Origin of the sequence: Mycobacterium sp. SMC-8 (genome assembly GCF_025263565.1) — a bacterium.
Lineage (GTDB): Bacteria > Actinomycetota > Actinomycetes > Mycobacteriales > Mycobacteriaceae > Mycobacterium.
This window is the reverse complement of sequence record NZ_CP079865.1, coordinates 3,805,175-3,830,043: the sequence shown is the minus strand read 5'-3', so window position 1 is coordinate 3,830,043 and position 24,869 is coordinate 3,805,175. Positions and strand designations below refer to the sequence as shown.

The 24,869-nt window shown below is 67.6% G+C and carries 23 protein-coding genes and 2 pseudogenes; 8 read left to right on the top strand and 17 right to left on the bottom strand.

Annotation, left to right across the window (positions count from 1 at the left end):
* Both KXD97_RS18510 and KXD97_RS18505 read right to left on the bottom strand, forming a co-directional pair.
* Entirely contained in the window at positions 1–1,173 is a 1,173-nt protein-coding gene (locus tag KXD97_RS18510; RefSeq protein WP_260758041.1) for a cytochrome P450, read from the bottom strand.
* 56 nt (positions 1,174–1,229) lie between these two features.
* Entirely contained in the window at positions 1,230–1,934 is a 705-nt protein-coding gene (locus KXD97_RS18505; RefSeq protein WP_260758040.1) for an NIPSNAP family protein, read from the bottom strand.
* A 75-nt stretch (positions 1,935–2,009) separates the two neighbouring features.
* Between KXD97_RS18505 and KXD97_RS18500 the strand changes: the two genes are divergently transcribed.
* Both KXD97_RS18500 and KXD97_RS18495 read left to right on the top strand, forming a co-directional pair.
* Positions 2,010–2,831: an SMP-30/gluconolactonase/LRE family protein gene (locus KXD97_RS18500; protein WP_260751507.1), complete on the top strand. Its 822-nt coding sequence runs from the start codon at positions 2,010–2,012 to the stop codon at positions 2,829–2,831.
* A 31-nt stretch (positions 2,832–2,862) separates the two neighbouring features.
* Positions 2,863–3,693, top strand: coding sequence for a thioesterase family protein (locus KXD97_RS18495; RefSeq protein WP_260751506.1), 831 nt, complete (start codon positions 2,863–2,865; stop codon positions 3,691–3,693).
* Positions 3,694–3,735: 42 nt separating this feature from the next.
* On the opposite strand, the gene KXD97_RS18490 is transcribed toward KXD97_RS18495, so the two are convergent.
* A complete protein-coding gene (locus tag KXD97_RS18490; protein ID WP_260751505.1) occupies positions 3,736–3,930 on the bottom strand; it encodes a ferredoxin in 195 nt (64 codons plus the stop codon).
* A 118-nt stretch (positions 3,931–4,048) separates the two neighbouring features.
* Between KXD97_RS18490 and KXD97_RS18485 the strand changes: the two genes are divergently transcribed.
* Positions 4,049–4,612 carry a TetR/AcrR family transcriptional regulator gene (locus KXD97_RS18485; protein WP_260751504.1) on the top strand — a complete coding sequence of 188 codons (564 nt, stop codon included), beginning with the start codon at positions 4,049–4,051 and terminating at the stop codon, positions 4,610–4,612.
* Positions 4,613–4,638: 26 nt separating this feature from the next.
* Here the strand turns inward: KXD97_RS18485 and KXD97_RS18480 are convergent, their stop codons facing one another.
* Positions 4,639–5,829 carry a CaiB/BaiF CoA-transferase family protein gene (locus KXD97_RS18480; RefSeq protein ID WP_260751503.1) on the bottom strand — a complete coding sequence of 397 codons (1,191 nt, stop codon included), beginning with the start codon at positions 5,827–5,829 and terminating at the stop codon, positions 4,639–4,641.
* A gap of 80 nt (positions 5,830–5,909) precedes the next feature.
* On the opposite strand from KXD97_RS18480, the gene KXD97_RS18475 reads away from it, so the two are divergent.
* The 5 genes from KXD97_RS18475 to KXD97_RS18455 are packed head-to-tail and all read left to right on the top strand — an operon-like array spanning position 5,910 to position 10,020.
* On the top strand, positions 5,910–7,061 hold the full coding sequence (locus KXD97_RS18475) for a phosphotransferase (protein WP_396885464.1): 1,152 nt from the start codon (positions 5,910–5,912) through the stop codon (positions 7,059–7,061).
* Positions 7,062–7,113: 52 nt separating this feature from the next.
* Entirely contained in the window at positions 7,114–7,650 is a 537-nt protein-coding gene (locus KXD97_RS18470) for a TetR/AcrR family transcriptional regulator (protein ID WP_260751501.1), read from the top strand.
* Between the two features lie 44 nt (positions 7,651–7,694).
* Positions 7,695–9,182 carry an aldehyde dehydrogenase family protein gene (locus tag KXD97_RS18465; protein ID WP_260751500.1) on the top strand — a complete coding sequence of 496 codons (1,488 nt, stop codon included), beginning with the start codon at positions 7,695–7,697 and terminating at the stop codon, positions 9,180–9,182.
* Positions 9,179–9,577: a nuclear transport factor 2 family protein gene (locus tag KXD97_RS18460; protein ID WP_260751499.1), complete on the top strand. Its 399-nt coding sequence runs from the start codon at positions 9,179–9,181 to the stop codon at positions 9,575–9,577. The genes KXD97_RS18465 and KXD97_RS18460 overlap by 4 nt, the downstream gene beginning before the upstream one ends.
* Positions 9,577–10,020: a nuclear transport factor 2 family protein gene (locus KXD97_RS18455; protein WP_260751498.1), complete on the top strand. Its 444-nt coding sequence runs from the start codon at positions 9,577–9,579 to the stop codon at positions 10,018–10,020. Before KXD97_RS18460 ends, KXD97_RS18455 begins: the two co-directional genes overlap by 1 nt.
* A 4-nt stretch (positions 10,021–10,024) precedes the next feature.
* Here KXD97_RS18455 and rlmN read toward each other — a convergent pair whose 3' ends face one another.
* The 13 genes and pseudogenes from rlmN to rpsB form a co-directional block, all read right to left on the bottom strand.
* Complete coding sequence (rlmN, locus tag KXD97_RS18450) at positions 10,025–11,122, bottom strand: 23S rRNA (adenine(2503)-C(2))-methyltransferase RlmN (protein ID WP_260751497.1); 1,098 nt, start codon at positions 11,120–11,122, stop codon at positions 10,025–10,027.
* A gap of 51 nt (positions 11,123–11,173) precedes the next feature.
* Positions 11,174–12,052 (bottom strand): phosphatidate cytidylyltransferase, encoded by an 879-nt coding sequence (locus KXD97_RS18445; protein WP_260751496.1) that lies wholly within the window; start codon positions 12,050–12,052, stop codon positions 11,174–11,176.
* A gap of 2 nt (positions 12,053–12,054) precedes the next feature.
* Positions 12,055–12,612, bottom strand: a complete 558-nt coding sequence (gene frr / locus KXD97_RS18440) for a ribosome recycling factor (RefSeq protein WP_260751495.1) — start codon at positions 12,610–12,612, stop codon at positions 12,055–12,057.
* 40 nt (positions 12,613–12,652) lie between these two features.
* Positions 12,653–13,408, bottom strand: a complete 756-nt coding sequence (gene pyrH, locus KXD97_RS18435; RefSeq protein WP_260751494.1) for a UMP kinase — start codon at positions 13,406–13,408, stop codon at positions 12,653–12,655.
* 261 nt (positions 13,409–13,669) lie between these two features.
* The gene (locus tag KXD97_RS18430; RefSeq protein WP_260751493.1) at positions 13,670–15,688 is read right to left on the bottom strand and encodes a primary-amine oxidase; all 2,019 of its coding nucleotides are present in this window, start codon (positions 15,686–15,688) and stop codon (positions 13,670–13,672) included.
* Positions 15,685–17,207, bottom strand: a pseudogene (locus KXD97_RS18425) (APC family permease). Before KXD97_RS18425 ends, KXD97_RS18430 begins: the two are co-directional and overlap by 4 nt.
* A gap of 25 nt (positions 17,208–17,232) precedes the next feature.
* On the bottom strand, positions 17,233–17,934 hold the full coding sequence (locus KXD97_RS18420) for an ABC transporter ATP-binding protein (protein ID WP_260751492.1): 702 nt from the start codon (positions 17,932–17,934) through the stop codon (positions 17,233–17,235).
* Between the two features lie 2 nt (positions 17,935–17,936).
* On the bottom strand, positions 17,937–18,506 hold the full coding sequence (locus KXD97_RS18415) for an FtsX-like permease family protein (RefSeq protein WP_260751491.1): 570 nt from the start codon (positions 18,504–18,506) through the stop codon (positions 17,937–17,939).
* Positions 18,503–19,677 (bottom strand): annotated as a pseudogene (locus KXD97_RS18410) (FtsX-like permease family protein). The gene KXD97_RS18415 and the pseudogene KXD97_RS18410 overlap by 4 nt, the downstream one beginning before the upstream one ends.
* Before the next feature lie 125 nt (positions 19,678–19,802).
* A complete protein-coding gene (locus KXD97_RS18405; RefSeq protein WP_260751490.1) occupies positions 19,803–21,209 on the bottom strand; it encodes an amidase in 1,407 nt (468 codons plus the stop codon).
* A gap of 52 nt (positions 21,210–21,261) precedes the next feature.
* On the bottom strand, positions 21,262–22,749 hold the full coding sequence (locus KXD97_RS18400) for a sugar transferase (protein ID WP_260751489.1): 1,488 nt from the start codon (positions 22,747–22,749) through the stop codon (positions 21,262–21,264).
* 314 nt (positions 22,750–23,063) lie between these two features.
* Positions 23,064–23,879: a translation elongation factor Ts gene (tsf, locus tag KXD97_RS18395; protein WP_260751488.1), complete on the bottom strand. Its 816-nt coding sequence runs from the start codon at positions 23,877–23,879 to the stop codon at positions 23,064–23,066.
* A 29-nt stretch (positions 23,880–23,908) separates the two neighbouring features.
* Positions 23,909–24,745 (bottom strand): 30S ribosomal protein S2, encoded by an 837-nt coding sequence (gene rpsB, locus KXD97_RS18390; RefSeq protein ID WP_260751487.1) that lies wholly within the window; start codon positions 24,743–24,745, stop codon positions 23,909–23,911.
* Positions 24,746–24,869: the final 124 nt, after the last annotated feature.

Sequence of the window (24,869 nt, the reverse complement as noted above, 5' to 3'; positions counted from 1 at the left end):
TCAAATCTCCACGGGGAGGTTGTTCCAGCCCCACTGGAAGCTCGACGGGGGCCGCGACGCGGCTTCGGTGTCGACGCGGAAGTCGGGCACCCGTTTGAGCCATTCGGTCACCATGATGGCGATCTCCAGTCGCGCCAGATGCGCTCCGAGGCAGAAGTGCTGCCCGCGGCCGAACGCGAGCAGCCTGGCCATCGGCCGGTTCCAGAGGAACTCGTCGGGCTGCGGGTATTCGCGCTCGTCCCGGTTGGCTGAGGCGAGCAGTGAGATGATGCGCTGGCCCGGGCGGATAATGGTGCCGTGCAGGGTGAACGGCCGGCGCAGCGTGCGCGCGAACCACTGGGCGGGCGCGCAGTAGCGGATCATCTCCTCGCGCGCGACGGGCACGTTGGCGTCCAGATCCGAACGCACCTCGGCGAGTTGGCCCGGCTGCGCCGACAGCTCCCACAGTCCGTGCGCGACGATCTTGGGCACGGTCTCGGTGCCGCCGATGAAGACACCCAGCATCTGCACCGCCGCTTCGGTGTCGGACAGCGCCGACCCGTCGGGCAGCCGGTAGGCCAGCAGGTTGTCGACGATGGACAGCGCGTCGCCCTGCTGTGCGCGCCTGCGCTGCACCACCGGGGTGAGGTACTCCAGGTAGCCGGGCCGCGCGTTGGCCACTTCGACGCCGCTGCCCGGTTGCGCAAGGCTGCCCGCGTTGACAGTGGCCAGCACGTCGCCGGCGAGATCGGTTGGCAGGCCGACGAGTTCGCACACCACTGAGGCCGCGACGATCCCGCCGTAGTCCTGCGTCAGGTCGAACCGGCCCAGTGGTAGCAGTTCGTCGAGCCGCTCGTTGGCCAGCACCCGGATGCGCTCGCCGAGCCTGGCGACGTTCTTGGGCCGGAACGGCGCCGCGGTGCAGCGGCGGACCTCGTCGTAGATCGGCGCATCGAAGTTGGCGTGGAACGGCATCGGGTGCAGGGGCGGATCCGCGACCGGTCCGTCGTTGTGTTCGGCGAGCACCGCCGCGGCCGGCAGCGTCCCCTCCGACGCGACGAACGTCCCGTCGTTGATCTCCAGCACCCGCCAGATGTCGTCGAACCGTGACAGCGCGTAGGTGTCCCACTTGTCCAGGTAGTAGACCGGGTGCTCGTCGCGCAGAATGCGGTAGTACTTCAGCGGGTCGGCCATCACCGCCGGATCGAACGGGTCGTACGTGAAGTCTTGTGCCACGGTCACATTCGCCCTCACTGCAGCGGGGACGGGGGCAGCGCGGCCAGGATGGAATCCTCCCAGCCGTCACGCAACGCGGGAGCAACGCTCATCCAGGTCACGATCTCGGCCGGCGGACTGTCCTTCCACGACGGGTAGTGGTTCTCGAAGCAGTCCCAGTCCCCTTCCAGCGCCCAGTAGTGGATCACCTCGTTGAACCGGAAGGTGGTGATGAACGAGCCCAGCCAGCGCTTGCCGGTCGATTCCGACCACGGCACGTAGAGACGTTCGAGCTCGCGGATGTAGTCGTCCTGGCGGCCGGGCTTGGTCTGCATGATCTCCTGAATCACCAGTCCGGCCTTGAAGTCCGACTGTTGCAGCTGTGCCAGGGTCTTGTTGCTGCGCCCGGCGTACATGATTCGGCCCTCGCCGCGCGCCCCGGTCTCGCGCAGGAATGCCGCCCACTTGCCTGCTGCGGCCTCGTGGCTGCCGCTGCGGGCCTGGGCTCGGCCGATGCGCGCGTAGTCGGCGAACGCGTCGATTTCCCAGACGACGGTGACCTGCGGCCAGTGTCCGTTGTACGGCGTTGTCTCCCAGAGGGCGAACAGCCGGGCGCCGAGCTCGGTCATCATCGGGTGGTACAGGCCGTCGAACTCGGCGACGAACCGCTGGCTGCCCGCCGACCCGAGGTCGATCGTCTCGTGCAGGTAGAGCAACGTGTGGCTGTGGTATTTCTTCATGTTCACGACATGCTCCCGGTTGACAGCTGCACCCAGCGAGCGTGACACTTATCCGGTGTTTTGTAAAGTCATGACATGACGTTCACTCCGCTGGCCAACGGCTTCTGCTTCGGCGAGGGGCCGCGCTGGTTCGAAGGCCTGCTGTGGTTCTCCGACATGCTCGGCGAAGCGGTGCACACCGTGACGCTGGCCGGTGAGATGAGCACGCTCAGTCTGCCCGGCCACGCCCCGTCCGGGCTCGGCTTTCGGCCGGATGGATCGCTGTTGATCGTCTCGACCGAACACCGGCACGTGCTCGGCTACGACGGCGAGTCCGTGACCACCGTCGCCGACCTGTCCGCGATGGTCCCCGCCGCGCTCGGGGACCTGGTGATCGACCGGCACGGTTGCGCCTACGTCGGTTCCCAGGCCCGCGAGGGCGGCGTGATCGTGCGCGTCGATCCCGCCGAACAGCGCGCCGACGTGGTGGCCGACGGGCTGGACTTCCCCAACGGGATGGCCATCACCGCCGACGGACAGACCCTGATCGTCGCCGAATCGACCGGGCGGCGCCTGACGGCGTTCAGCATCGACGACGGCGGATCTCTATTCGCTCCAAGGGTTTTCGCCGATAGCCTGGACGGCCCCCCGGACGGCATCTGCGTTGACGCCGCGGGCGGGGTGTGGGTGGCGATGACGCTGGCGCACCGGTTTGACCGCATCGAGGACGGCGGCACGGTCACCGACCGGATCGATGCCGACGGCCGCGCCGCCATTGCGTGCACCCTGGGTGGCCCCGAGGACCGCACCCTATTCCTGCTGACCGCTCCGGACGCCTACCCTGAGCGCCTGCGCGGCACCAAGCTGTCCCGTCTGGACGCCGTGACCGTCGACATCCCGGCCGCCGCGCCGGCCTGACCCGCCCCGATCGGCCCCGAGAAAGGCAGCGATGTCCGATTCCTATTACGAACTCGTCGACACCGCCGAGGACCGCGGAGAGAAGTTCACCGCCACTGACTTGGTGCGCAGTACGTGGTCGGCGGCCATCCAGCACGCCGCACCGGTGTCGGCACTGCTGGTGCGCGCCCTGCAACGCTGCGAGCCACGGGCCGACACCAGACTCAGCCGCGTGCTGGTCGACCTGCTCGGCCCGGTGCCCGCCGACGGTGAATTCTGGGTCCGCGCGCGACGGGAGCGTCCCGGTACGCAGATCGAACTGATCAGCGCCGAGATGCTGGCCCCGGGGCCCGGCGGCCGGCTGCGGCCGGTGGCCAGGGCCAGCGGCTGGCGGTTGCAGACACTGGACACCGCCGCGGTGGCGCACGCCCCCGCCGAACCGCTGCGCCCGCTCTCGGAGGCCCGCGGCCGGGACATGAAGAAGGACTGGGACCGCAACTACGTCCACAGCCTGGACTGGCGGTGGCTGACCACGCCGATGGCCGCGGGTCCCGGCGAGTCGTGGATCAAACCCGAGGTCGACCTGGTCAGCGGCGAAGCGATGACGCCGCTCGAGCGGTTGTTCGCCGTGGCCGACGACGCCAACGGGATCGGCACCAGACTCGACATCCGCACGTGGACGTTCCTGAACACCGATCTGGCCGTCCACATCCATCGGGTGCCCGCCGGCGAGTGGATCGGGATCCGCGCCGAAACCAGCTACGGCCCGGATGGAATCGGTGCCACACTGGGCACCTTGTTCGACGAGTCCGGACCCGTCGGAGCGATCCAGCAGTCGGTCCTCCTCCGCCCCCGCCCGCCCAAACCCTCTCCCGCGGAATAGCGTTCCTGGCTGCCGCCGGGCCCTCGGCCACGACCAGGAACTCTATTCCGCGGCGAAGTACAGGGCGGCCGCGGGGCACTGCGTCACGGCCTGCTGCATCCGCTCCCGGTCCGACTCAGGACGCTCGGCGCCACGGATGACGACGGTGCCGTCGTCCTGCACCTCGAACACGTCCTCGGCGAGCGATTCGCAGATGCCGTGCCCGGTGCACTTGGTGAGATCGACTCCGACCCTCATGAACGCTCCGATCCTCAGCGCAGATTCCGCAGCTCCGTCTTGGCGGGCTGATCTCCCAGGCGGGGTGCAGTCACCGAAATAGCGTGACACTTAGCCGTAAATTTGTAAAGCTATCCCCATGCCGCAACGGACGCCGGATGCTCGGCCAACTCACGATGCCGACGACCCGGACATCTCCGCGCGTCAACGCATTCTGAGTGCAACGGCAGAAGTGTTGGGCCGCAACGGCATGACAAAGCTCTCGCTGTCGGAGGTGGCGGCCCAGGCCGGGGTCTCGCGGCCGACGTTGTACCGATATTTCGCCGACAAACGTGAACTGCTCGACGTGTTCGTGGTGTGGGAGCGGCAGTACTACGAACAGGCGATCGCGCGCGCCACAGCCGGCCTGCCCGAATCCGAGCGCCTCGACGCGGCTCTGCGGGTCATCGTGGAATATCAACTGTCCTACCCAGGTTTGCGCATGGTCGACGTCGAACCCGACCAGGTGATCCGGCGACTGGCCCGCGTGCTGCCGCTGATGCGCGAGCGGCTGCAGCGACTGTGCACCGGACCGGACGCCGCGCTCGCAGCCGCCACCGCTGTGCGGGTCGCGATCTCGCAGTACCTGGTCCGCAGCGACGATGCCGAGCAGTTCCTCGACCAGCTGCGCCACGCCGCGCGGGTCAGGAACCCAGGACCGTAGATCCGTCCGCGCGGTACAAGGATCGCCTATTCCGAGCTGAGCGCACGCGCAGCGACCTCGGCCAGCACCTCGTCGGTGTGCTCACCCAGACCGGGTGCAACACTACGTATTTGGGCGGGAGTGCCGTGAAAGTCGGCCGGGGTGGCAACCATCGGCACCGAACCGCCGCCAGCGTCGGGGACGTACACGATCCCGCCCGCGGCATGGAACTGTTCGTCGGCGACGACCTGCTCCAGCGAGTTGATCGGCGACCAGAACAGATCCGGCTGTCCGGCAAAGACTTCCGCCCAACCGGCGAGGGTCCTGCTGGCGAAGATCTCGTCGAGCTCGGCGATCAACTCGGTTGCGTGGGCGGCCCGGGCGCGGCCCGTGGCGAACCGTTCGTCGGTCAACCACCCGGGTCGCTGCACCGCCGCGCACAGCGCGGGCCAATGCCGATCACCCTGCAGGCCCACCAGCCAGAACCGTCGTCCGTCGCCGGCGGTGTAGTTGTTCATGCACGGGTTTGCCATCGACTCGCGTTGTCCGATGGCGATCGGATGGCCGGTGATCAGGAACGTGTTGAGGTCGAAGCTGACCGTGTAGGCGCCCTGGCGGTACAGCGAGGTCGTCACGAGTTGCCCTGTCCCGGTGCGGTTACGCGCCACCAACGCAGCACAGACCGCCCCGGCGAGCGTCATACCCGCCATGTGATCGCCCATGCCGCCGCGCTGAAACGGCGGGGTCTCCCCCGGGCGCGTGAGCAGATGGGCCAGGCCGGCCCTGGCCCAGAACGCGGCCACGTCGTAGGCCGGCCGGTCCGCGTCAGGGCCCTGGCTGCCGTATCCGGTGATCAAGCCGTAGACGAGCCGCGGGTTGGCCGTCGCGACCTCGTCGAAGTCCAGCCCGATGCGGCGCAACGCCCCGGTGCGGATGTTGGTCAGGAACACGTCGGCGCCGGCCAGCAGATCGCGCGCTGCGGTGTTGCCGTGAACCGTCGTCAGGTCCAGCACGACGCTACGCTTTCCGCGGTTGTCCATCTCGAACGGCGGGCTGACGTGGTGGCGATCCTGCGGATCGATACCGAGCATCCGGCCGAACGTGCGCGCCGGATCGCCCTCGGGAGGTTCGATCTTGACGACGTCGGCCCCCCAGTCGGCAAGGATTCCGCCGGCGGCCGGACCCGCCACCCACACGCCGAGTTCGACGACTCGAACACCCGCCAACGGACCCGTCATACCGACCACCTCGCGACACTTTACAAAAACACGTGGATTTGTAAGCCTTTGTGAGCTACCGGTCCAAGCCTAGGAGTCAACTGGTGTCCGTCATCGCCAATCGGATCGCTCCCGCCGCGGGGTTGGCCTCCCATCTTGGCCGCGGTATCCGCCGGATCGGGACCGACGCGCTGATCGGCCACCGGCGCGCACTACCCCGCACCCTCGCCGACCTCGACGCGACGGCGATGTCGTCGCTCATGGGACGCACCGTCACATCGGTGACGGTGCTCGACGGCGACGCCGGCACCTCCTCCCGTGCCCGGCTGGCGCTGACCGGCGACGACGTGCCGGGGTCGGTGTTCGTCAAGATGGCGGCGGAGACCGTCGCCATCCGAATCATGGGTGAGCTGGGCAACCTCGCCGCGACCGAGACGCGCTTCTACCGCCAGCTCGCCCCGGAGCTGACCGGCGTACCGGGCAGCTACGGCTCGCGGTTCGACCCGGTCACCGGACGCTTCGTTCTGGTGCTGGAGGATCTGGCCGACCCCTCGAAGGCGCCGTGCGAGTTCCCCGACACCCTGCACCCGATCGATCCGGAGCGGGCCGCTCTGGTGGTCGAACTGCTCGCCCGGCTGCACGCGACGTTCTGGGGCCGATTGCCGGAGCGCAGCGGGACCGGTCCGCTGGGCTGGCTCTACACCGCGTCCGGCGACAGCGCGTCACTGCTCACCGCGCCGCTGCTGCGGACCTCGGCACGGCGGCTGGCCGAGCGCACCGATCTACCGGTGTACCGCGGCCACTTCATCTGCGAGAACTACCGCGCCGCGGCCTCGCTGATCGACCGGCCGCCACACACCGTGATGCACGGCGACGCCCACCCCGGCAACCTGTACTTCCGCGCAGGCCACCCCGGCCTGCTGGACTGGCAGGCGGTCAGGCGTGGACACCCCAGCCGGGAGCTGGCGTACACGCTGGTCACCAGCATGACCGGCGAGGACCGGCGACAGTGTCAACGCGATCTGCTCGACGTGTACCGGGGGGCGCTGGCGGCGTCCGGCGGTCCGGAGCTCGACCGCGACGAACTCTGGGACCGCTACCGGCAGGGCGCGATGTACCCGTATGTCGCGGCACTGATCACCGCCGGGATGGGCGGAATGCAGGACGAGCAGATCGCGGTCAAGGGAGTGGAGCGCAGCCTTGAGGCGCTGGAGGACCTCGACACCGTCGCGTTGCTCGACAAGAGTTTGTGACCGACAGGCCACGCTTTACGATCGACACCGAACCCGTAAGTGAGGCCCCTACGTGAATCAATCCGCAGCCGACGCCGCCGAGGACACCTCGACGAGGACCAGGATTCTCGCGGCCACCGCAGAGGTGCTGGGCCGTTCCGGTCAGACCAAGCTGAGCCTGTCCGAGGTCGCGTTGCAGGCCGGGGTGTCGCGACCGACGCTGTACCGCTGGTTCGCCGACAAGCAGGCGCTTCTCGAGGCGTTCGGCGTTCATGAACGGCAGATGTTCGAGACCGGCATCGCCAAGGCCACGGCCGGCCTGCGGGGTAACGACCGGGTCGATGCGGCGATGCGGTTCATCGTCGAATATCAGCAGTCCTATTCGGGAGTGCGGCTCGTCGACATCGAACCCGAGGTCGTCATCTCCCGGTTGTCCCACATCATTCCGGTGATGCGCGCGCAGTTGGAGAAGCTGCTGCCAGGCGCCAACGGTGCGGTCAAGGCCGCCACCGCGATCCGAGTTGCGGTCTCGCATTACATCGTGCGCGCCGACGACGACGATCAGTTCCTGGCTCAGTTGCGCCATGCGGTGGGAATCAAGACAAGCTAACCGAAACGCGTGACACTCGGCGGAAAACTTGTAAAGCTGTCCCCATGACGACAGCGGAGACCGAAACCGGAGTGCTCGCCGGCGACGAGCGCATGCTCATCGACGGGGAACTGCAAGCCACCGGAAGCGGAGCCACCTTCGAGGTCATCCATCCGGCCAGTGAGCAGGTCGCCGGACACGCCACCGACGGCACGGTCGAGGACATCCAGCGTGCCGTCGGCGCGGCGCGGCGGGCCTTCGACGAGACCGACTGGTCGCGCGATCTCGACTTCCGCTATCACTGCCTCAGCCAGTTGCACGATGCGCTGGAGCGCAACAAGGAGCGGCTGCGTCGCATCTTGATCACCGAGGTGGGCTGTCCCGTCTCGGTGACCGGCAGCCAGATCGAGAGCCCGATCGAAGAGGTCAGGCACTGGGCAGAACACGGCCGCAACTTCGACTATCTAATCGACAACGGCGTCCATGACACGCCGCTCGGGCCGGCACGACGCAAGATCCACTACGAGGCGGTCGGCGTCGTGGGCGCGATCACCCCCTGGAATGTGCCGTTCTATCTCAACATCGCCGAGACGGTGCCGGCGTTGATGGCCGGCAACACCGTGGTGCTCAAGCCCGCCCAGCTGACCCCGTGGTCGGGCACCGAGTACGGCCGAATCGTGGCCGAGGAGACCGACATTCCGGCCGGGGTGTTCAACGTAGTGGTCTCCAACGCCAACGAGGTGGGTGCCGCGCTGTCCGCCGATCCCCGCGTGGACATGATCACGTTCACCGGGTCCACCGCGACCGGGCGGGCGATCCTGGCCGCGGGCGCGCCGACGGTCAAGAAGACGCTGCTCGAACTCGGCGGCAAATCGGCCCACATCGTCCTCGACGACGCCGACTTCAACGCCGCGCTGCCGATGGCGGCGATGATGGCGTGCGTGATGTCAGGCCAGTCCTGCATCCTGCCGTCCCGGATCCTGTTGCCGCGCAGCCGGTATGACGAGGGCATCGATACGCTTCGGACGATGATGGAGAACTTCCCGGTCGGGGATCCGTGGACGCCGGGCAACATGCAGGGACCCCAGATCAGCGAGACGCAGCGGCAGAAGGTCCTCGGCCTGATCTCCTCGGGTATCGACTCCGGTGCGCGGCTGGTCACCGGCGGTGGCATCCCGGAGAACCTGCCGGTGGGGTACTACACACAGCCCACCCTGCTCGCCGACGTGGATCCGAATTCGGTGGTGGCGCAAGAGGAGATCTTCGGGCCGGTACTGACCGTCACCCCCTACGGCACCGACGACGAAGCCATCGCGATCGCCAACAACACGATCTACGGTCTGTCCGGCGAGGTCAGCAGCGCCGACGTTGACCGCGCGTTCGCCGTCGCCTGCCGGATGCGCACCGGCAATGTGACCATCAACGGCAAGAGCCACTTCGGCATCGGCAGCCCGTTCGGCGGCACCAAGCAGTCCGGCCTGGGGTACCGCAACGGTGAAGAGGGTTACAAGGAGTATCTGGAGGCCAAGACGATCGGCATGCCGGACCAGTGAGTCTGCGGCAGCTGGCCGATCGTCTGGAGATCGAGAACCTGCTGACGCGCTACTGCCGTGCCGTCGACTTCAAGGACTGGGCGCTGTACCGGTCGATGTTCGCCGACGGCGCCCGCGTGGACTATTCGGCGGCCGGCCTGTTCGCAGGCACCTCCGACGATGCGGTCGGATATCTCACCAGGCACCAGGGGTCGATCACGGTCGGCATGCACTACGTCACCAACATCGAAGCCGAGATCGACGGCGACACCGCCCGCGTGGTGGCCATGTGGTTCAACGCCGTTGAGCTGCCCGGGAAGTCGGGCATCAGTTTCTTCGCCGGGCGGTGGCACGACGAGATGACACGGACTCCGCAGGGCTGGCGGATCCGCGCCCTGCGACTGGAGGTGGTGTGATGACCGACGCTTCCCGGGTGAGCGACGAACTGGAGATCCGTGATCTGTTGAGCCGCTACGCCCGCGGCGTCGACACCAAGGACTGGGAGCTGTACCGCTCGGTGTTCACCGAGGACGCGGTGATCGACTACTCGTCGGCAGGCATCCCGCCGGGCTCCCGGGACGAGATCACCGGCCTGTTCAGCAAGGCGTTCGCGGCGATTCCGTGGACGATGCACTACATCACCAACATCGAGGCCGAGTTCGATTCGGGGCCCGATGGCGACACCGCCACCGTGCGCGCGATGTTCTACAACCCGATGCAGCTGCCGGGCATGGCGGAACAGAGTTCGTGCGGCGGGTACTACTTCCACGACCTCGTCCGCACGCCGGACGGCTGGCGCAGCCGCCACCTGCGGGAGGACAACGTGTGGTTCGTCAACCGGCCCGGCGCCACGCCGTGACGCGTCAGCTCTGAGCAGCGAGTTGGCCGCAGGCGGCGGCGATTTCGCGGCCGCGGGTATCACGCACGGTGCAGGAGACCCCACGCTCGCGCACCCGCCGGACGAACTCGCGCTCGACCGGCTTGGGGCTGGCGTCCCACTCACTGCCCGGGGTCGGGTTCAACGGGATCAGGTTCACGTGCACCAGGGGGCCGAGCTTGCCGTGCAGCTTCTTGCCCAGCAGATCCGCCCGCCACGGCTGGTCGTTCACGTCGCGGATCAACGCGTATTCGATCGACACCCGGCGCCCGGTCACGTCGGCGTAGTAGCGCGCCGCGTCGAGGACTTCGTCGACCTTCCAGCGGTTGTTCACCGGCACCAGGGTGTCGCGCAGCTCGTCGTCGGGAGTGTGCAGCGACACCGCCAGCGTCACGTTGAGCCGCTCGTCGGCCAGCTTGCGGATCGCCGGGGCCAGGCCGACCGTCGACACCGTCACCGACCGGGCCGAGATGCCGAAGCCGTCCGGCGCGGGCGCGGTGATTCGCTTCACGGCGGCAAGGACGCGGTTGTAGTTGGCCAGCGGTTCGCCCATGCCCATGAAGACGATGTTGGACAGCCTTCCCCCATCGCGGTTGCGCAGTTCGGCGCCGGCGAAGCGGACCTGTTCGAGGATCTCGGCCGTCGACAGGTTGCGCTTCAGTCCGCCCTGCCCCGTCGCGCAGAACGGGCACGCCATCCCGCAGCCGGCCTGTGACGAGATGCACACGGTGTTGCGGTCGGGATAGCGCATCAGCACCGACTCGAACGTGGTGTTGTCGCCCGCGCGCCACAGCACCTTGCGGGTCTCACCGGAGTCGCACTCGATCTCGCGATCGGCGTGCAGCAGCGTCGGGAACAGCGTGGCGCCGACCTGGTCGCGTACCGCAGCAGGCAGGTCGGTCATCTCGCGCGGGTCGGCGATCAGCCGGCTGAAGTATTGGTTGGCCAGCTGTTTTCCCCGGAAGGCGGGTAACCCGAGCTCGGCGACCGCGGCTGACCTCTCGGCGTCGGTGAGGTCGGCGAAATGCTTCGGCGGCAGCGCGCGGCGCGGAGCGTCGAAGACCAGAGGAAGTGGATTCGGCATGACTGCCGTCCAGTATCCCCTGCTGACGGGCGCTCAAGCCAACAGCGGCGGTCAGGCCAGCAGCGTCAGCACGATCCAGGTGGCGACCGCCGACGACAACATGGCGTCGATGCGGTCCATCATGCCGCCGTGGCCGGGCAGCAGATTGCTCATGTCCTTGATGCCGAGGTCGCGTTTGAACTGGGACTCGACCAGATCCCCGAGGGTGCCCGTGATCACCAGCATCAGGCCGAGCGCGACGCCGGCCCACCACGGCTTGTCGAGCAGGAAGACCACGGCAAGCACCGACGCGGTCACGCCGAACAGCAGCGAGCCGGCCAGTCCCTCCCAGGACTTCTTGGGACTGATCGCCGGGGCCATGGTGTGCTTGCCGAACAGCACTCCGGCGATGTAGCCGCCGATGTCGGAGAACACCACGCCGAGCATCAGGCAGAACACGCGGTTGGCGCCGTCCTCGGGGTAGATGAGCAGCGCGCCGAAGCTGGCGAACAGCGGCACCCAGGTCGCGAGGAACACCGCGGCGCCGATGTCACGCGAGTAGTTCTCCGGCGCGTGTTTGAGGCCCTGCCCGACCAGCCGCCAGATCATGCACACCACGACGGTGGCGGCGAAGCCGCCCAAGGCTCCCGCCGGACCGAACGGCCAGGTCAGCCACAGCGTGGCCTGACCGCCGACCAACAGCGGCACCATCGGGATCCGATATCCGGCCTCCCGGAGGCGGCTGCTGACCTCATAGGTGGCGATCGCGACCGCGGACGCCACCAGGGCGAGCCACAGGTAGGGCGCGAAGAGCAGGATCGCGATCAGTCCGCCGCCGAGGGCGGCGCCCACGGCGATGGCGGCGGGCAGATTGCGCCCGGCACGTGACGACTTCGTCGGCGGCTCGTCGACCGGCTGGGGTCCCACGGGGGTCGAGTGCTGGTCGGTCATGGTCAGACCTCCAGCAACTCGCCTTCCTTGTGCTTGACCAATTCGTCGATCTGGTTGGTGTACTGGTGGGTGGTCTTGTCGAGGTCCTTCTCCGCGCGGGTCACCTCGTCCTCACCCGCGTCGCCGTCCTTCTTGATGCGCGACAGCTCCTCCATCGCCTTGCGGCGGATGTTGCGCACCGACACCTTGGCGTCCTCGCCTTTGGCCTTGGCCTGCTTGACCAGGTCGCGGCGCCGTTCCTCGGTGAGCTGCGGGATCGACACCCGGATGACGTTGCCGTCGTTGGTGGGGTTCACCCCCAGGTCGGAGTGGCGGATCGCGTCCTCGATGTTGCGCAGCTGGTTGGACTCGTAGGGCTTGATGACGACGAGCCGGGCCTCGGGCACGTTGATGCTGGACAGCTGGGTGATCGGGGTGGCGGCGCCGTAGTAGTCGACGTGGATGCGGTTGAACATCCCCGGGTTGGCGCGGCCGGTGCGAATCGACGCGAGGTCGTCGCGTGCCACCGAGACGGCCTTCTCCATCTTCTCCTCGGCATCGAAGAGGGTTTCGTCGATCACTGCTTGTCTCCCGTCGCTGTCGCTGCCCCGGTGCCCACGGCTAGGTGGTGACCAGTGTCCCGATCTTCTCACCCGCGACGGCGCGCGCGATATTGCCGTCGACGAGCAGATTGAACACCAGGATCGGCATACCGTTGTCCATGCACAAACTGAACGCCGTCGCGTCGGCGACTTTGAGCCCGCGGTCGATGACCTCGCGGTGACTGATCGCGGGGAGCAGTTCTGCGTTCTGGTCCACGCGCGGGTCGGCGGTGAACACCCCGTCGACCGCCTTGGCCATCAGCACCACGTCGGCCCCGATCTCCAGCGCACGCTGGGCGGCGGTGGTGTCGGTGGAGAAGTACGGCAGCCCCATGCCGGCGCCGAAGATCACGACGCGGCCCTTCTCCAGGTGCCGTACCGCGCGCAGCGGAATGTAGGGCTCGGCTACCTGTCCCATGGTGATGGCCGTCTGCACGCGGGTGTCGATGCCCTCCTTCTGCAGGAAATCCTGCAGCGCAAGGCTGTTCATCACGGTGCCGAGCATGCCCATGTAGTCCGAGCGGGTGCGCTCCATGCCCCGCTGCTGCAGTTGGGCACCGCGGAAGAAGTTGCCGCCGCCGATGACGACCGCGACCTGCGCCCCGCTGCGGACGACTTCGGCGATCTGGCGGGCCACCAGTGCGACCACGTCGGGATCGAGCCCGACCTGCCCGCCGCCGAACATCTCGCCGCCGAGTTTCAGCAGGACCCTGCCGTACGCGGGTCTGATCGGGGAGGACGGGTCGGCGATCGGCTTGGCCGTTGGGTCTGCCATCGGGCTCCTTCCGGACTGCGAACGCGACACGATTGCCCCAATCCTGCCAAACTCGCGCGCCACTTTTTCCCGCGACCGTGCGAGTCTGCGGCCGCCACGCCGAGAAATCCTCCGACTCGGCGCACGCTCGCCGCCGCCACACGTGTCGCCGCGGTCTCGCCAGCCCAGGTAGAGGGGGTGACGCCACGGCTTTTCCCGGCGCTGACCCCGGCCGCCGACGCCGCGCCGGCGGTGGTCGGGAGGTAGGTGAGTGCGTTCGGCTCAGGACTCCAGGGCCCGGTCCGCCACGGGCAGGGCGGCGTGACCGCTGTGGCAGGCCTTGGGTGGTGACGGCGGCAGATCCAGCGCCGGGTTCCCGTCGAAGAAGCCGATCGGCTTCAGATGGAACCCGGTGTACGCGCACGGCATCACCGGCCAGTCCTCGGGCCGCACGACGTGGTGGGCGCCGAGGGTGTACCAGAGCACGACGTCGGTGTTCTCCAGCGGCGCGTCGTCGGCGATGAACTCAGGCAGACCCTGGACGTCCGCCGACTGGTACATGTAGTCGCCCGCCGCGAACCGCTCGGCCGGGTCGTACTTGGTCACCCAGAGATTGTGTTGCAGGAACCGGGCGCGGTCGTAGATGTAGGACCCCTCCTGCACCATCACCGGCACGATGTCCTTGGGCACCAGCTTGTAGGCCAGCGGGATGCCGAGTTCGTTGGTTTTCGACGGGTTGGTGATCTTCCAGTACCGGCCGGTGGACCAGTTCCAGTCACGCGCGCCGCAGGCCTCGGAGGCCACCACGGTGTCCTTGGTGATCCACGCGTTGCGGTGCGGGTTGAGCGCCGGATCCGGTTCCGGCACCGAATCGACTTCGTAGACACTGTTTCCCGGACCGTCGATGCACATGTCGAGGCGGAAGTTGAAGAAGTGCTGGTGATTCGGGCCGTAGATTCCGGGCGCGACCATCTTGCCCCAGCGCGGCTGCTCCCCCGGACCGACCTCGACCGCCCCGGTGGTCAGCACACCGGAGAGCTTGACCTCGACCTCGATTGACGCGTCGTTGTAGAAGTACCAGAAGAACCCGTACTCGTAGTTGCCCACGGTGCAGATCATCGAGATCACCAACCGGCGGGAGCGCCGGACCTCCACCTCGCCGGTGCGGAAGTCGGTGTGCTTCCAGGAGATTCCGAAGTCCTCTTCGTGCATGCAGATCGCGTTGGGGATGGTGACGGCGTTGCCGTTGGAATCGTTGACCGTGCCGTCGAAATAGTGGATCTCGCCGAGGCAGTCGCAGCCGAGCGTCAGTGGGTTCGCCGAGAACCCCATCCCGACCTCGCCCATGTCGAAGACGTTCTTGTTCCAGTGGGTGGGCGCGCTGTCGCCGTAGGGCACCACCATCTCCGACAACGATGCCCGGTACATGATCGGGCGGGTCTCGCCGCGGTCGGTGTAGGTGACCTCGTGCAGTGTGATGCCCTCGCGAGGGTTGAACCCGATCCGCAGAGACCACTTCTGCCACTGCACTTTCCAGCCGTCGACGGTGAAGCTGGGGCCGTCAGGCTGGGTGATCTCGATGGCGTTCACGTCGTCGCGGAACTGGGTGAACGCCGGCCGGTTGTTCGGGTCGAACATGAACTGCTCGGTGTAGTTGCCCGCGGTCGGGGGCAGCGGCACCACGCCGTGGTCTTCGACGTCGAGGACGGTCATGGCGTCGAGGTCGAACGTGACGATCAACCCCTCGACCGGACGGGCATACCCGTGTTCGGAGGGGGCGGCACGCACGAAGGTCAGCGGCCGGCAGATCAGCGCGGAGCGCTCGTAGTGGTCCTGCGCACCGTAGTAGCCCGCCGGCCACGGGTCGATCATCGCCAGGCTGAAATCGGTGACCCCGCGCTTTCGCATCGCGTCCTGCCAGCGGGGGTCCTCCCGGACCTTCTCCTCCACCCCCGTCATGTGCCCGACGAGATACGACGGAAATCGTCCCGGGATGGGGGTCCAGGAGTCGATCACGCGCGCGGTGAGGTCGACGACGGCCTCGTAGATCAGCTTCGCCGCGGCGTCGTACATGGTCAGGAACGCCCGCCGGGCGACGGCCTGCCCCTCGAAGGTCAGCGCCGGGTTCTTGTCCGGCTCGGCAAGCTGGATCATCACGAATTTCAGCGTGGTCGTTGCATATTCGGAGGCCGTCACCACCGCCGCGGCGGCCTCGATCTCGGCTCCGGTCAACGGATCGAGCGGGTAGGCCCCGAGCGCCGCATCGTGCTCGCCGCGAGTGCGGGTGTCCTCCATCGTCATTTCGCGGTTTCCTTGTTCCCTGTGGTTTCTTCTGTGGTGGTGAGATCAAAGACCGCAAGGTGTGCCAGCGCGTCCTCCTGACTGACCTTGTGCGCCGAAGCCGGCCGAAGATGTACACCGTCAGGCCGAGGACGAACATGCCCAGGCTGATGCCGCCGACCCAGGTCATCCAGGTGGCGCCGGGCACGTCGATCCACGGCGTGACGAACGAGTAGTAGATGCCGCCGACGGTGCCGACAGACCCGACGACGACCGCAGTCCACACCCCGGCCATACCACCGGGAATCCGCCAGAACTGTTCGCTGGCATACCGATCCGCGTACTTCTTGCGCGCCACCACCACCGGGATTAGGAAGAAGAATCCCGACAGCAGCCACACCGTCGACAGGCCGCCCTGCAGGTAGATGGTGACGTTGGCCATGCTGCTCTGCGAGTACAGACCGACCAGGATCACCGAGGAAATCACGCCCTGGATCAGGATGGCGGTCACCGGGTTACGCGTGCGCGGGTTCAGATGGGTGAAGAGCCGGGGCAGGTGGCGCTCCAGACCGGACACGAAGATCAGTCTCGAGTAGGCGACCTGGTAGGTCATCAGGGCCACGATGATGATGAACGCCAGCACGGCCGCGCAGACCTCCATCAGACCGGGGAAGCCGGCGACGTCGAGCATGCCGATGACGCCGGTCACGGGATCGATTTCGTCGCCGGGCAGCGCCATCATGGTCCCGAGCGTGGTCATCAGGTAGATGGCGACCAGAGCCGTTGATCCCCAGAGGATCATCTTCGGACCGCTCTTGCGCACCGACAGGAACTCCGCGCCCATGTTGTAGGGCGTCTCGACGCCGAGCAGGTACAGCAGCACCGTTCCGTACAGGAATCCGGCGACCGCGAAGTTCGGGATGGTGGCTTCGGCCCAACTGAACGGAGTCGCCGACCCGTTGTCGACGGCAAACAGCAGACCACTGAGGAAGATGGTCAGTGCCAGCACCCCGTAGACCACGAAGACGACATTCATGATCTTCTGGTTGGCGGCCAGCTTCGCCAACGCCAGACCGATCACCGTCCACAGGATGACCAGCTGACAGATGATGCTGGTGGTGAGGCCGAGTTCGGCGTGGAAGGCCAGCAGCAGGAACTGCAGCACCACCGCCGGCGAGGACGCGGCGTTGAGGATCACCGGCACCCAGGACAGATAACCGCCGATGAATCCCCACGTCTCCCCCATGGTCCGGGTGGCCCAGATGTAGACCCCGCCCTGGCCCGGCCACAGGTTGCCGAGTTCGACGACCGCCATCCCCGCGGGGACCAGGAAGGTCAGAATTCCCAGCACCCACATCGGAATCGCCGTCCACCCTCCGGCTGCCATCACCGAGGAGCCGGTGATCCAGCAGATGATGAAGACGTAGGCGGCCGTGAGGCCGAAGGTGGTCATCACCTTGGGCAGGATCTGTTCGGGGACCAATTCGGTGGTCATGAGTTTGTCGCGCTGAGCCGACGCCGCGGGCTCGGTTTGGGTCATTGTGCTCTCCCACTGGGATTCTCGTTCAGTTGACGATCTGTCCGTCTTTCATCCGGACGACACGGCTCGCTTCGTCGGCCACCGTGGGGTCGTGGGTACTCGCGACCACGGTCACGCCGAGGGTCGAGCACAGGTCGCGCAGCATCCGCACCACCGTCTCGCCGGTGCGGTGATCGAGATTGGCGGTGGGTTCGTCGGCCAGCACCAGCTTGGGGTTGCTGATCAGCGAGCGGGCGATCGCGGTGCGCTGCTGTTCCCCGCCCGACATCTTGGTGGGCTGATGGTTGATGCGATGTCCGAGCCCGACCAGCTCCAGAAGCTCGATGGCGCGGGTACGCAGCGCTTTGCGGTCATAGGGCTCGAACATCAGTGGCAGCTCGACGTTCTCGACGGCCGACAGGAACGGGATCAGGTTGTAGCTCTGGAAGATGAACCCGATCGTGTCGTGGCGCAGGGCCGCGTACTGGCTCTCGGTCAGCGTCGCGGTGTCTTGACCGGCGATGCGCACGGTGCCCTTGGTGGGCCGGTCCAGACCGCCGATGATGTTGAGCAGCGTGGACTTTCCGCTGCCGCTGGGTCCCATCAGGCACACGAACTCACCGGGTGTCACCGTCAGGTCGGCGGCCTTGAGCGCCTTGACGACCTCGTCGCCGAGTTTGTGCAGCTTCCACACGTCGGCGATCTCGATCACCGGTGCGGCGCCGGTGGTCTCCTCGAGAGCGGTCACGGTCAGCCTCCTGAGGCCAGGGAGCGGATCGGCGGCCGCGACGCCGCCTTCCAGGTGGGCACGATGCTGGTGGCCAGCGCGGCCACGACGCTGACCAGGACCGCGACCGCGGCCCCGACGGCCAGACCCGGGTAGGAGACCCCGGTCGCGACGACGCCCAGCAGCGCCAGCACGATCCCGGCCGCGACCGCCAGGGCGGCACCGGCCAGCGCGCCGAGTACGGCGGCGGTCACCGGCTCGACGAGCAGCGCGGCCACCACCGGCCCGCGCCGGACACCGTTGGCGGCCAGCACACCGAGTTCGCGGGTGCGGTGGGCAACGGTCCTGGTGGTCGCCACGGCGACCTCGGCGATACCGACGAGAAGGACGGCGATGGCGATCAGCACCACGGCACGGGCGATTTCGTCGGCATGTCCGAGCGAGGCCGACTGGGCGCGGATGCCGTCGGACATCGCGAAGACCAGCACGACCAAGAACGCGCCGGTGGCCGTCGTGACGGCGGGCAGCACCAGTTCCTGCGCCCGCCGGCGGGTCGCCAGCCAGCCGTATGCCAGACCTCTGCGGGTGCTCATCGGTCCCCCAGCAGCGCGACCGGCCGTTGTTGCAACAGGCGGTGAACCGGGACCAGCGCGCCGACGATCGCCATGGCCGGTAGGAACATCGCGGTCAACGCCGCGCCCTGCAGCCAGGACCCCAACGACGAGATCTCCGGAATCACCACCGCGACAACAGCACCGGCGGTCACGACGCCGACGACGTACGCGGTGAGGAAGATGAGTGCCGACTCGACCAGAAAGAAGTACAGCACCTCGTCGGCGAGGCCGATGCTCGACATGATCCCGAACTCGCGTCGCCGTTCGGTCACCGCGGCCAGGAACGACGACACCGCGATCACGAAACCCAGCCCCAGCCCGACGGTCGAGATCAGTCCGAGCGTCGATCCGGTAACCTTGCCCGAGAACAGCGCGGAGTACTTCTGTTCGAACGTCAGGGGTCCGGAGCCGCCGACGGTGTCGTAGATCAGCCCCGCTCCGGCGGGATCCGGTGCCACCGCTGGATCCGGCGTCGCCGGAAGACCCACCGCCGCGCCGAAGATCTGGGCGAGATCACGGCGTTGCTGCTGGCCCTCGGGCGCCCACACCGTCCACCAGCCGTGGTCACCGATCACGGACCGGGCCACCGGGGTCGGGACCGTCAGCGACTGTCCGGCGCCGTCGATCGAAACTGTCAGTTGTCGGGTGCCGACGGTGATACGGTCGCCGTCGGAGAGCGAAAGACGTTCGGCTGCAGCGTCTCCCAGCACGGCCTCACCGGCGGGGACATCGTCTGCGCCGCGCAGCGCTACGGTGTGACCGCCGAGTTGGATGACGCCGGACACCGTGCGCGTCGCAATCCAGCCGTCGGGTAGGCGATGGCCGGGGGCGGTCCGTCGGCGACCAGCGCCTCCGCGGCGGGGTCGAAGTGCACGCCCGCGGCGGGCACCACCCAGAGTTGTGCTCCGCCAAGCACTTCGGCGACCGAAGCTTCACCGGTGGTGGCGAATCCGGCGGAGACGGTGCGCACCACCGTCACGCATGCGATGGCCAGCGCGATGCCGAGCACCGAGAGCACGAAGCGCTCCGGGCGGCGTGCGACATTGGCCAGCGCGAACCGGACCAGGCACGTGAAGGTGCTTGCTGACCCGGTGGGGAGCTGCGGCGATCGCACTGCGGTCGGCGCTGCACCGGCCTGACTGGTCTCCACGAGAAGCGATGGTGCGGGCCGAACGTTTCGCGCACCGCGCTGCGCAGTGTCGGGGTTGTTAACAGCACCCCGGTGCCGTTACGGCGTCGTGTCGTCGCCGCAACGGATTTCGCCGGTGGGGCCGGTCAATCCTGGATCCGACGCCAGGGTTGCGCCTCTTCGAGCTCGAACGCCAGCCGCAGCAGGCGGGCCTCCTCTCCCACACCGGCGGAGAACATCATGCCGACGGGGAGCCCGTCCTCGGACTGCGCCAGCGGCAACGAGATTGCCGGCTCGCCGGTGGCGTTCTGCAGCGGGGTGAACGCCACCCAGTCGACGAGCCGGTCGATGATCTGCCGGTACGGCGCGGTCGGGTCGAGATGCCCGACGCGCGGCGGCACGTCGGCCAGGGTCGGCATCAGCACCACGTCGTAGCTCGCGTGCAGTCGCGACGTGACGCGGCGGACCCGGGCCAGCCGCGCGATCGCGGTCGGCAACCGGTGCAGATTGCGGGCGGCGTGCTGCTCGAGGCCCAGCGACAGGTTGTCGAGGCGACTGCGGTCGAAGGTCGGACCGAAGCTGCGCCGGCCGCCACGCACGAGGGCGAACGCCAGGAACGACCAGTAGAGCAGGAAGTCGTCCATGAACCGCTGCGGCACCGGGTTGTCGATGACGGTGATGCGGTGGCCGAGGGACTCCAGAAGGGCCGCCGTCTTGAGGGTGAGTTCGCTGACCTCGGGCCCGGCTTCACGTGCGATGGACTGCGTGCACACCGCGATGCTCAGGCGCCGCGGGTCGGGTCCGGCGACGTCGCCGATCCTCGGCAGCTTCGGGTTCATCACGACCTTCTCCATCTCGCGGTAGAAGGCCGCGGTGTCGCGCACCGACCGCGTCACCACGCCGTTGGCCACGATGCGCAACGGCATCTGACGCATTTCCTTGTCCAACGGCAGCCGGCCGCGGGACGGCTTGAGCCCTACCAGCCCGTTGCACGAGGCCGGGATACGGATGGAGCCGCCGCCGTCGTTGGCGTGCGCGATCGGCACCACACCGGCGGCGACGAACGCCGCGGATCCGGAGGACGAGGCGCCGGCGGTGTGGTCGGTGTGCCACGGGTTGCGCACCGCCCCCAGTCGGGGGTGCTCGGCGGCGGCACTGAATCCGAACTCCGACATGCGGGTCCGCCCGAGGGGTACCAAACCGGTGGCCAGGTACGCGGCGGCGAAGTCACCGTGGTCGGGGGCGGGCACCGGATCCCAGGCGTCGGTGCCGTTCATCGTGGGCATTCCGGCGACGGCCACGTTGTCCTTGACGAAAGACGGCACGCCGTCGAAGAACCCGCCGTGGGGGCGATGCGCCCGGCCGCGGGCCCTGGCCCGGTCGTAAGCCTCGTAGGCGAGACCGTTCAGAGCGGGGTTGACCTTCTCGGTGCGGGCGATGGCGGCCTCGAAGAGTTCGCCGGCGGACACCGCCCCGCGCTTGAGTGCGGCGACCAGGCCGACGGCATCGGAGTCACCCAGGGCGTCGTCGCCGAACGCGTGCACACGATCCATGGCCGAACGGTACCAAAGCGTACCGAGTGGGACGGGATGTTCGCCGCGGCCGTCACTCCGCGCGGCGCAGCACCGCTCCCACGGTCATCGCCAGGACCTTCCAGTCCAGCCACAGCGACCAGTTCTCGATGTAGAAGTTGTCCCATTCGGCGCGGTCGGCGATCGAGGTCTGCCCGCGGAGGCCATGCACCTGCGCCCAGCCGGTGATACCGGCCTTGACCCGGTGCCGATCGCCATAGCGCGCGATCTGGATGTTGAACAGGTCGACGTACTCGGGTCGTTCCGGCCGCGGTCCGACCAGGCTCATCTCGCCCTTGATGACGTTGATCAACTGAGGCAGTTCGTCCAGCGACGTGGCCCGCATGATCTTGCCGATCGCGGTGCGCCGATCCTCCCCCTCGACACCGCCGGGCGCCGAATCCGGGTTCAGCGTGAACGCGGCATCGGATTCCCTGGGCGGGCGCATCGAACGGAACTTCAGGCATCTGAACACCCGGCCGTCGCGGCCGACCCGAGGCTGACCGAAAAAGATCGGCCCCGGGGAGCTCAACCGCACCAGCAGCATCAGGGTGAGGAACAGCGGCGAGATCGCGACGAGGCCCAGTGTGGCGACCACGCGATCGGACACGTGCTTGGCCACGAACTGCCAGCTTCGCGGATCGGTGCGTGGCGCGGCGATCAGCGGCAGGCCACCGATGTGGTCGATGCGGGCGTGCACGCCGATGGTGTCGAAGATCCGCGGCACGATCCAGACCGCCACCCCACGGTCGTGCGCGATGCGGACCGCCGCGGACAGCGCCTCGTCGCGGGTGCGGGAGAACGCGACGACCATGCATTCGGCGCCGGTGAGGGTGATCGCCTCATCGAGGCGGTCCAGCTTGCCTAGATACGGGATGCTCGACGGCTTGTCCCTGTCGATCCCCATCGACGGCGCCTCGTCGTCGACCAGTCCGACGGGCCTCAAGCCGTACTCCGGGGTGACGTCGAGCCGGTCGACGACCTTGGCGGCGATGCGCCCGTTGCCCACGATCAGGGTGGGCGCGGTGAGGATGTTGCGCCGGAACAGCCGGCGCCTGATCGAGAAGCGCAGCAGCCTGCCGAGGGGCACCAGGATGGCCGCGCACATCCAGATCCGGGCCACAGCTCCGCTGCGAGATCCCTCGATGGTGGTGTTGAGAACGAGACCGGACAGCAACAGCATCGCGGCGAGCGCCGTGACCGCCTGGATCGTGGGCAGCTCGTCCAGAAAGGTGCGCTGCAGGGAGCGCTGGTAAAGGCCACGGATCGCGCTCATCGCGACGATCGTCGGTGCGAAGAACCATAGCATCCAGATCGGAGGACCTTGCACGTCCGCGTGGGTGGCCCACGTCATTCCGACGGCCACCGAAATCGACCCGGTCGTCAGGTCGACCAGCGGACCTACAACCGACTCCCAGGCCTTGCGCAGACGTAACTGTCCGAAGTCGACTTCTTCGTCGACCGCATAATCTTCCCCGACATCGCTGTTTGCCGTGCGGCGGGACTCAACGGTGTCGGTCACCGCGGACCATGGCGGTTTTGCCCGGCGAACATGCAGTGAGGTTAACTCTGAACCGCCAGATTCTGGCAAAAATTGAGCCTTGACGCGGCCATCAATTGGCAACCGGGTTAGCTGTAGGTTTTGCTGCGTGTAATGATCTTGATCGGCGGCAAAGACTGGGGAAGCCCGACTGGCGCACGTGGGCGATGTTGCGCCGGTTGCGTCAGGTACAGCAAACAACCCGGGCCGGAGCGGCATTCCGTGCGTCGCACTCCTGGCACCAAGCACAAGGCCCCCGAGACGTGGTCTCGGGGGCCTTGGCGGATGTCAGCGGGTCAGGCCTGACCGACCTCGAAACGGACGAAGCGCGTCACAGTGACGCCGGCTTCGTCGAGCAGGGCCTTGACCGACTTCTTGTTGTCGGACACCGACGGCTGGTCGAGCAGCACGACGTCCTTGTAGAACCCGGTGACGCGACCTTCGACGATCTTGGGCAGCGCCTGCTCGGGCTTGCCCTCGTTGCGGGCGGTCTCCTCGGCGATGCGCCGCTCGTTGGCGACGATGTCCTCGGGCACGTCCTCACGGGTGAGGTACTTGGCCTTCAGCGCGGCGATCTGCAGTGCGACCGCGTGCGCGGCCGACTTGTCGTCACCGGTGTACTCGACCAGCACACCCACAGCGGGCGGCAGGTCGGCGGCGCGCTTGTGCAGATACGTCTCGACCGTGCCGTCGAAGTAGGTGGCACGGCGAAGCTCCAGCTTCTCACCGATCTTGGCCGACAGGTCCGCGATGGCCTGTTCGACGGTGGTGTCTCCGAGCTTGACGGCCTTGAGGGCCTCCACGTCGCCCGCCTTGGCCCCGGCGGCCGCGGCGACGACCTGGTCGGCCAGCGCCTGGAACTCGCTGTTCTTCGCGACGAAGTCCGTCTCGGAGTTCAGCTCGATCAGCGCGCCGTCCTTGGCGGCGACCAGGCCCTCGGCGGTGGCGCGTTCGGCCCGCTTGCCGACGTCCTTGGCGCCCTTGATGCGCAACAGCTCGACGGCCTTGTCGAAGTCGCCCTCGGCCTCGACCAGCGCGTTCTTCGAATCCAGCATGCCGGCACCGGTCAGCTCCCGGAGGCGCTTGACGTCGGCGGCGGTGTAGTTAGCCATAGGTGTCTTTCCTTAAAAGGCGTCGCGAATTAGGAGGACTGCTCGGGCGCGGCGGCCTCGCCGGCCGCCGCCTCGGGTGCGGCGGTGGTGGCACCGGCAAGGAGCTCCTGCTCCCACTCGGCCAGCGGCTCGGCGGCCACCCCTTCTTGGCCGGCGGCCTGCTTGTCCGAACCGGCGCCGGCACGAGCCTGCAGGCCCTCGGCGACCGCGGAGGCGATCACCCTGGTCAGCAGCGCGGCCGAGCGGATGGCGTCGTCGTTGCCCGGGATCGGGTAGTCGACGAGATCCGGGTCGCAGTTGGTGTCGAGGATCGCGATGACCGGGATGCCCAGCTTGCGGGCCTCACCGACGGCGATGTGCTCCTTGTTGGTGTCCACGACCCACACGGCGCTGGGCACCTTCTGCATGTCGCGAATACCGCCGAGGCTGCGCTCGAGCTTGTTCTTCTCGCGGGTCAGCATCAGGATTTCCTTCTTGGTGCGACCCTCGAACCCACCGGTCTGCTCCATGGCCTCGAGTTCCTTGAGGCGCTGCAGACGCTTGTGCACGGTGGAGAAGTTGGTGAGCATGCCGCCCAGCCAGCGCTGGTTCACGTACGGCATGCCGACGCGAGTCGCCTCCTCGGCGATGGATTCCTGGGCCTGCTTCTTGGTGCCGACGAACATGATCGAACCGCCGTGCGCGACCGTCTCCTTGACGAACTCGTACGCCTTGTCGATGTAGGTCAGCGTCTGCTGCAGGTCGATGATGTAGATGCCGTTGCGGTCGGTGAAGATGAACCGCTTCATCTTGGGGTTCCAGCGACGGGTCTGGTGCCCGAAGTGTGCGCCGCTGTCGAGCAGCTGCTTCATGGTTACAACAGCCATAATCGGCCATACCTCTTTGGTTGTCGGTTGTCGTCCGGCATCGGGTGAGCCGAACCCTGGCGACTGCTTCGATGCCGGACCCGCTTTCGAGGAGAACCCCGGGGGCGGGACCGCCCGGCATACG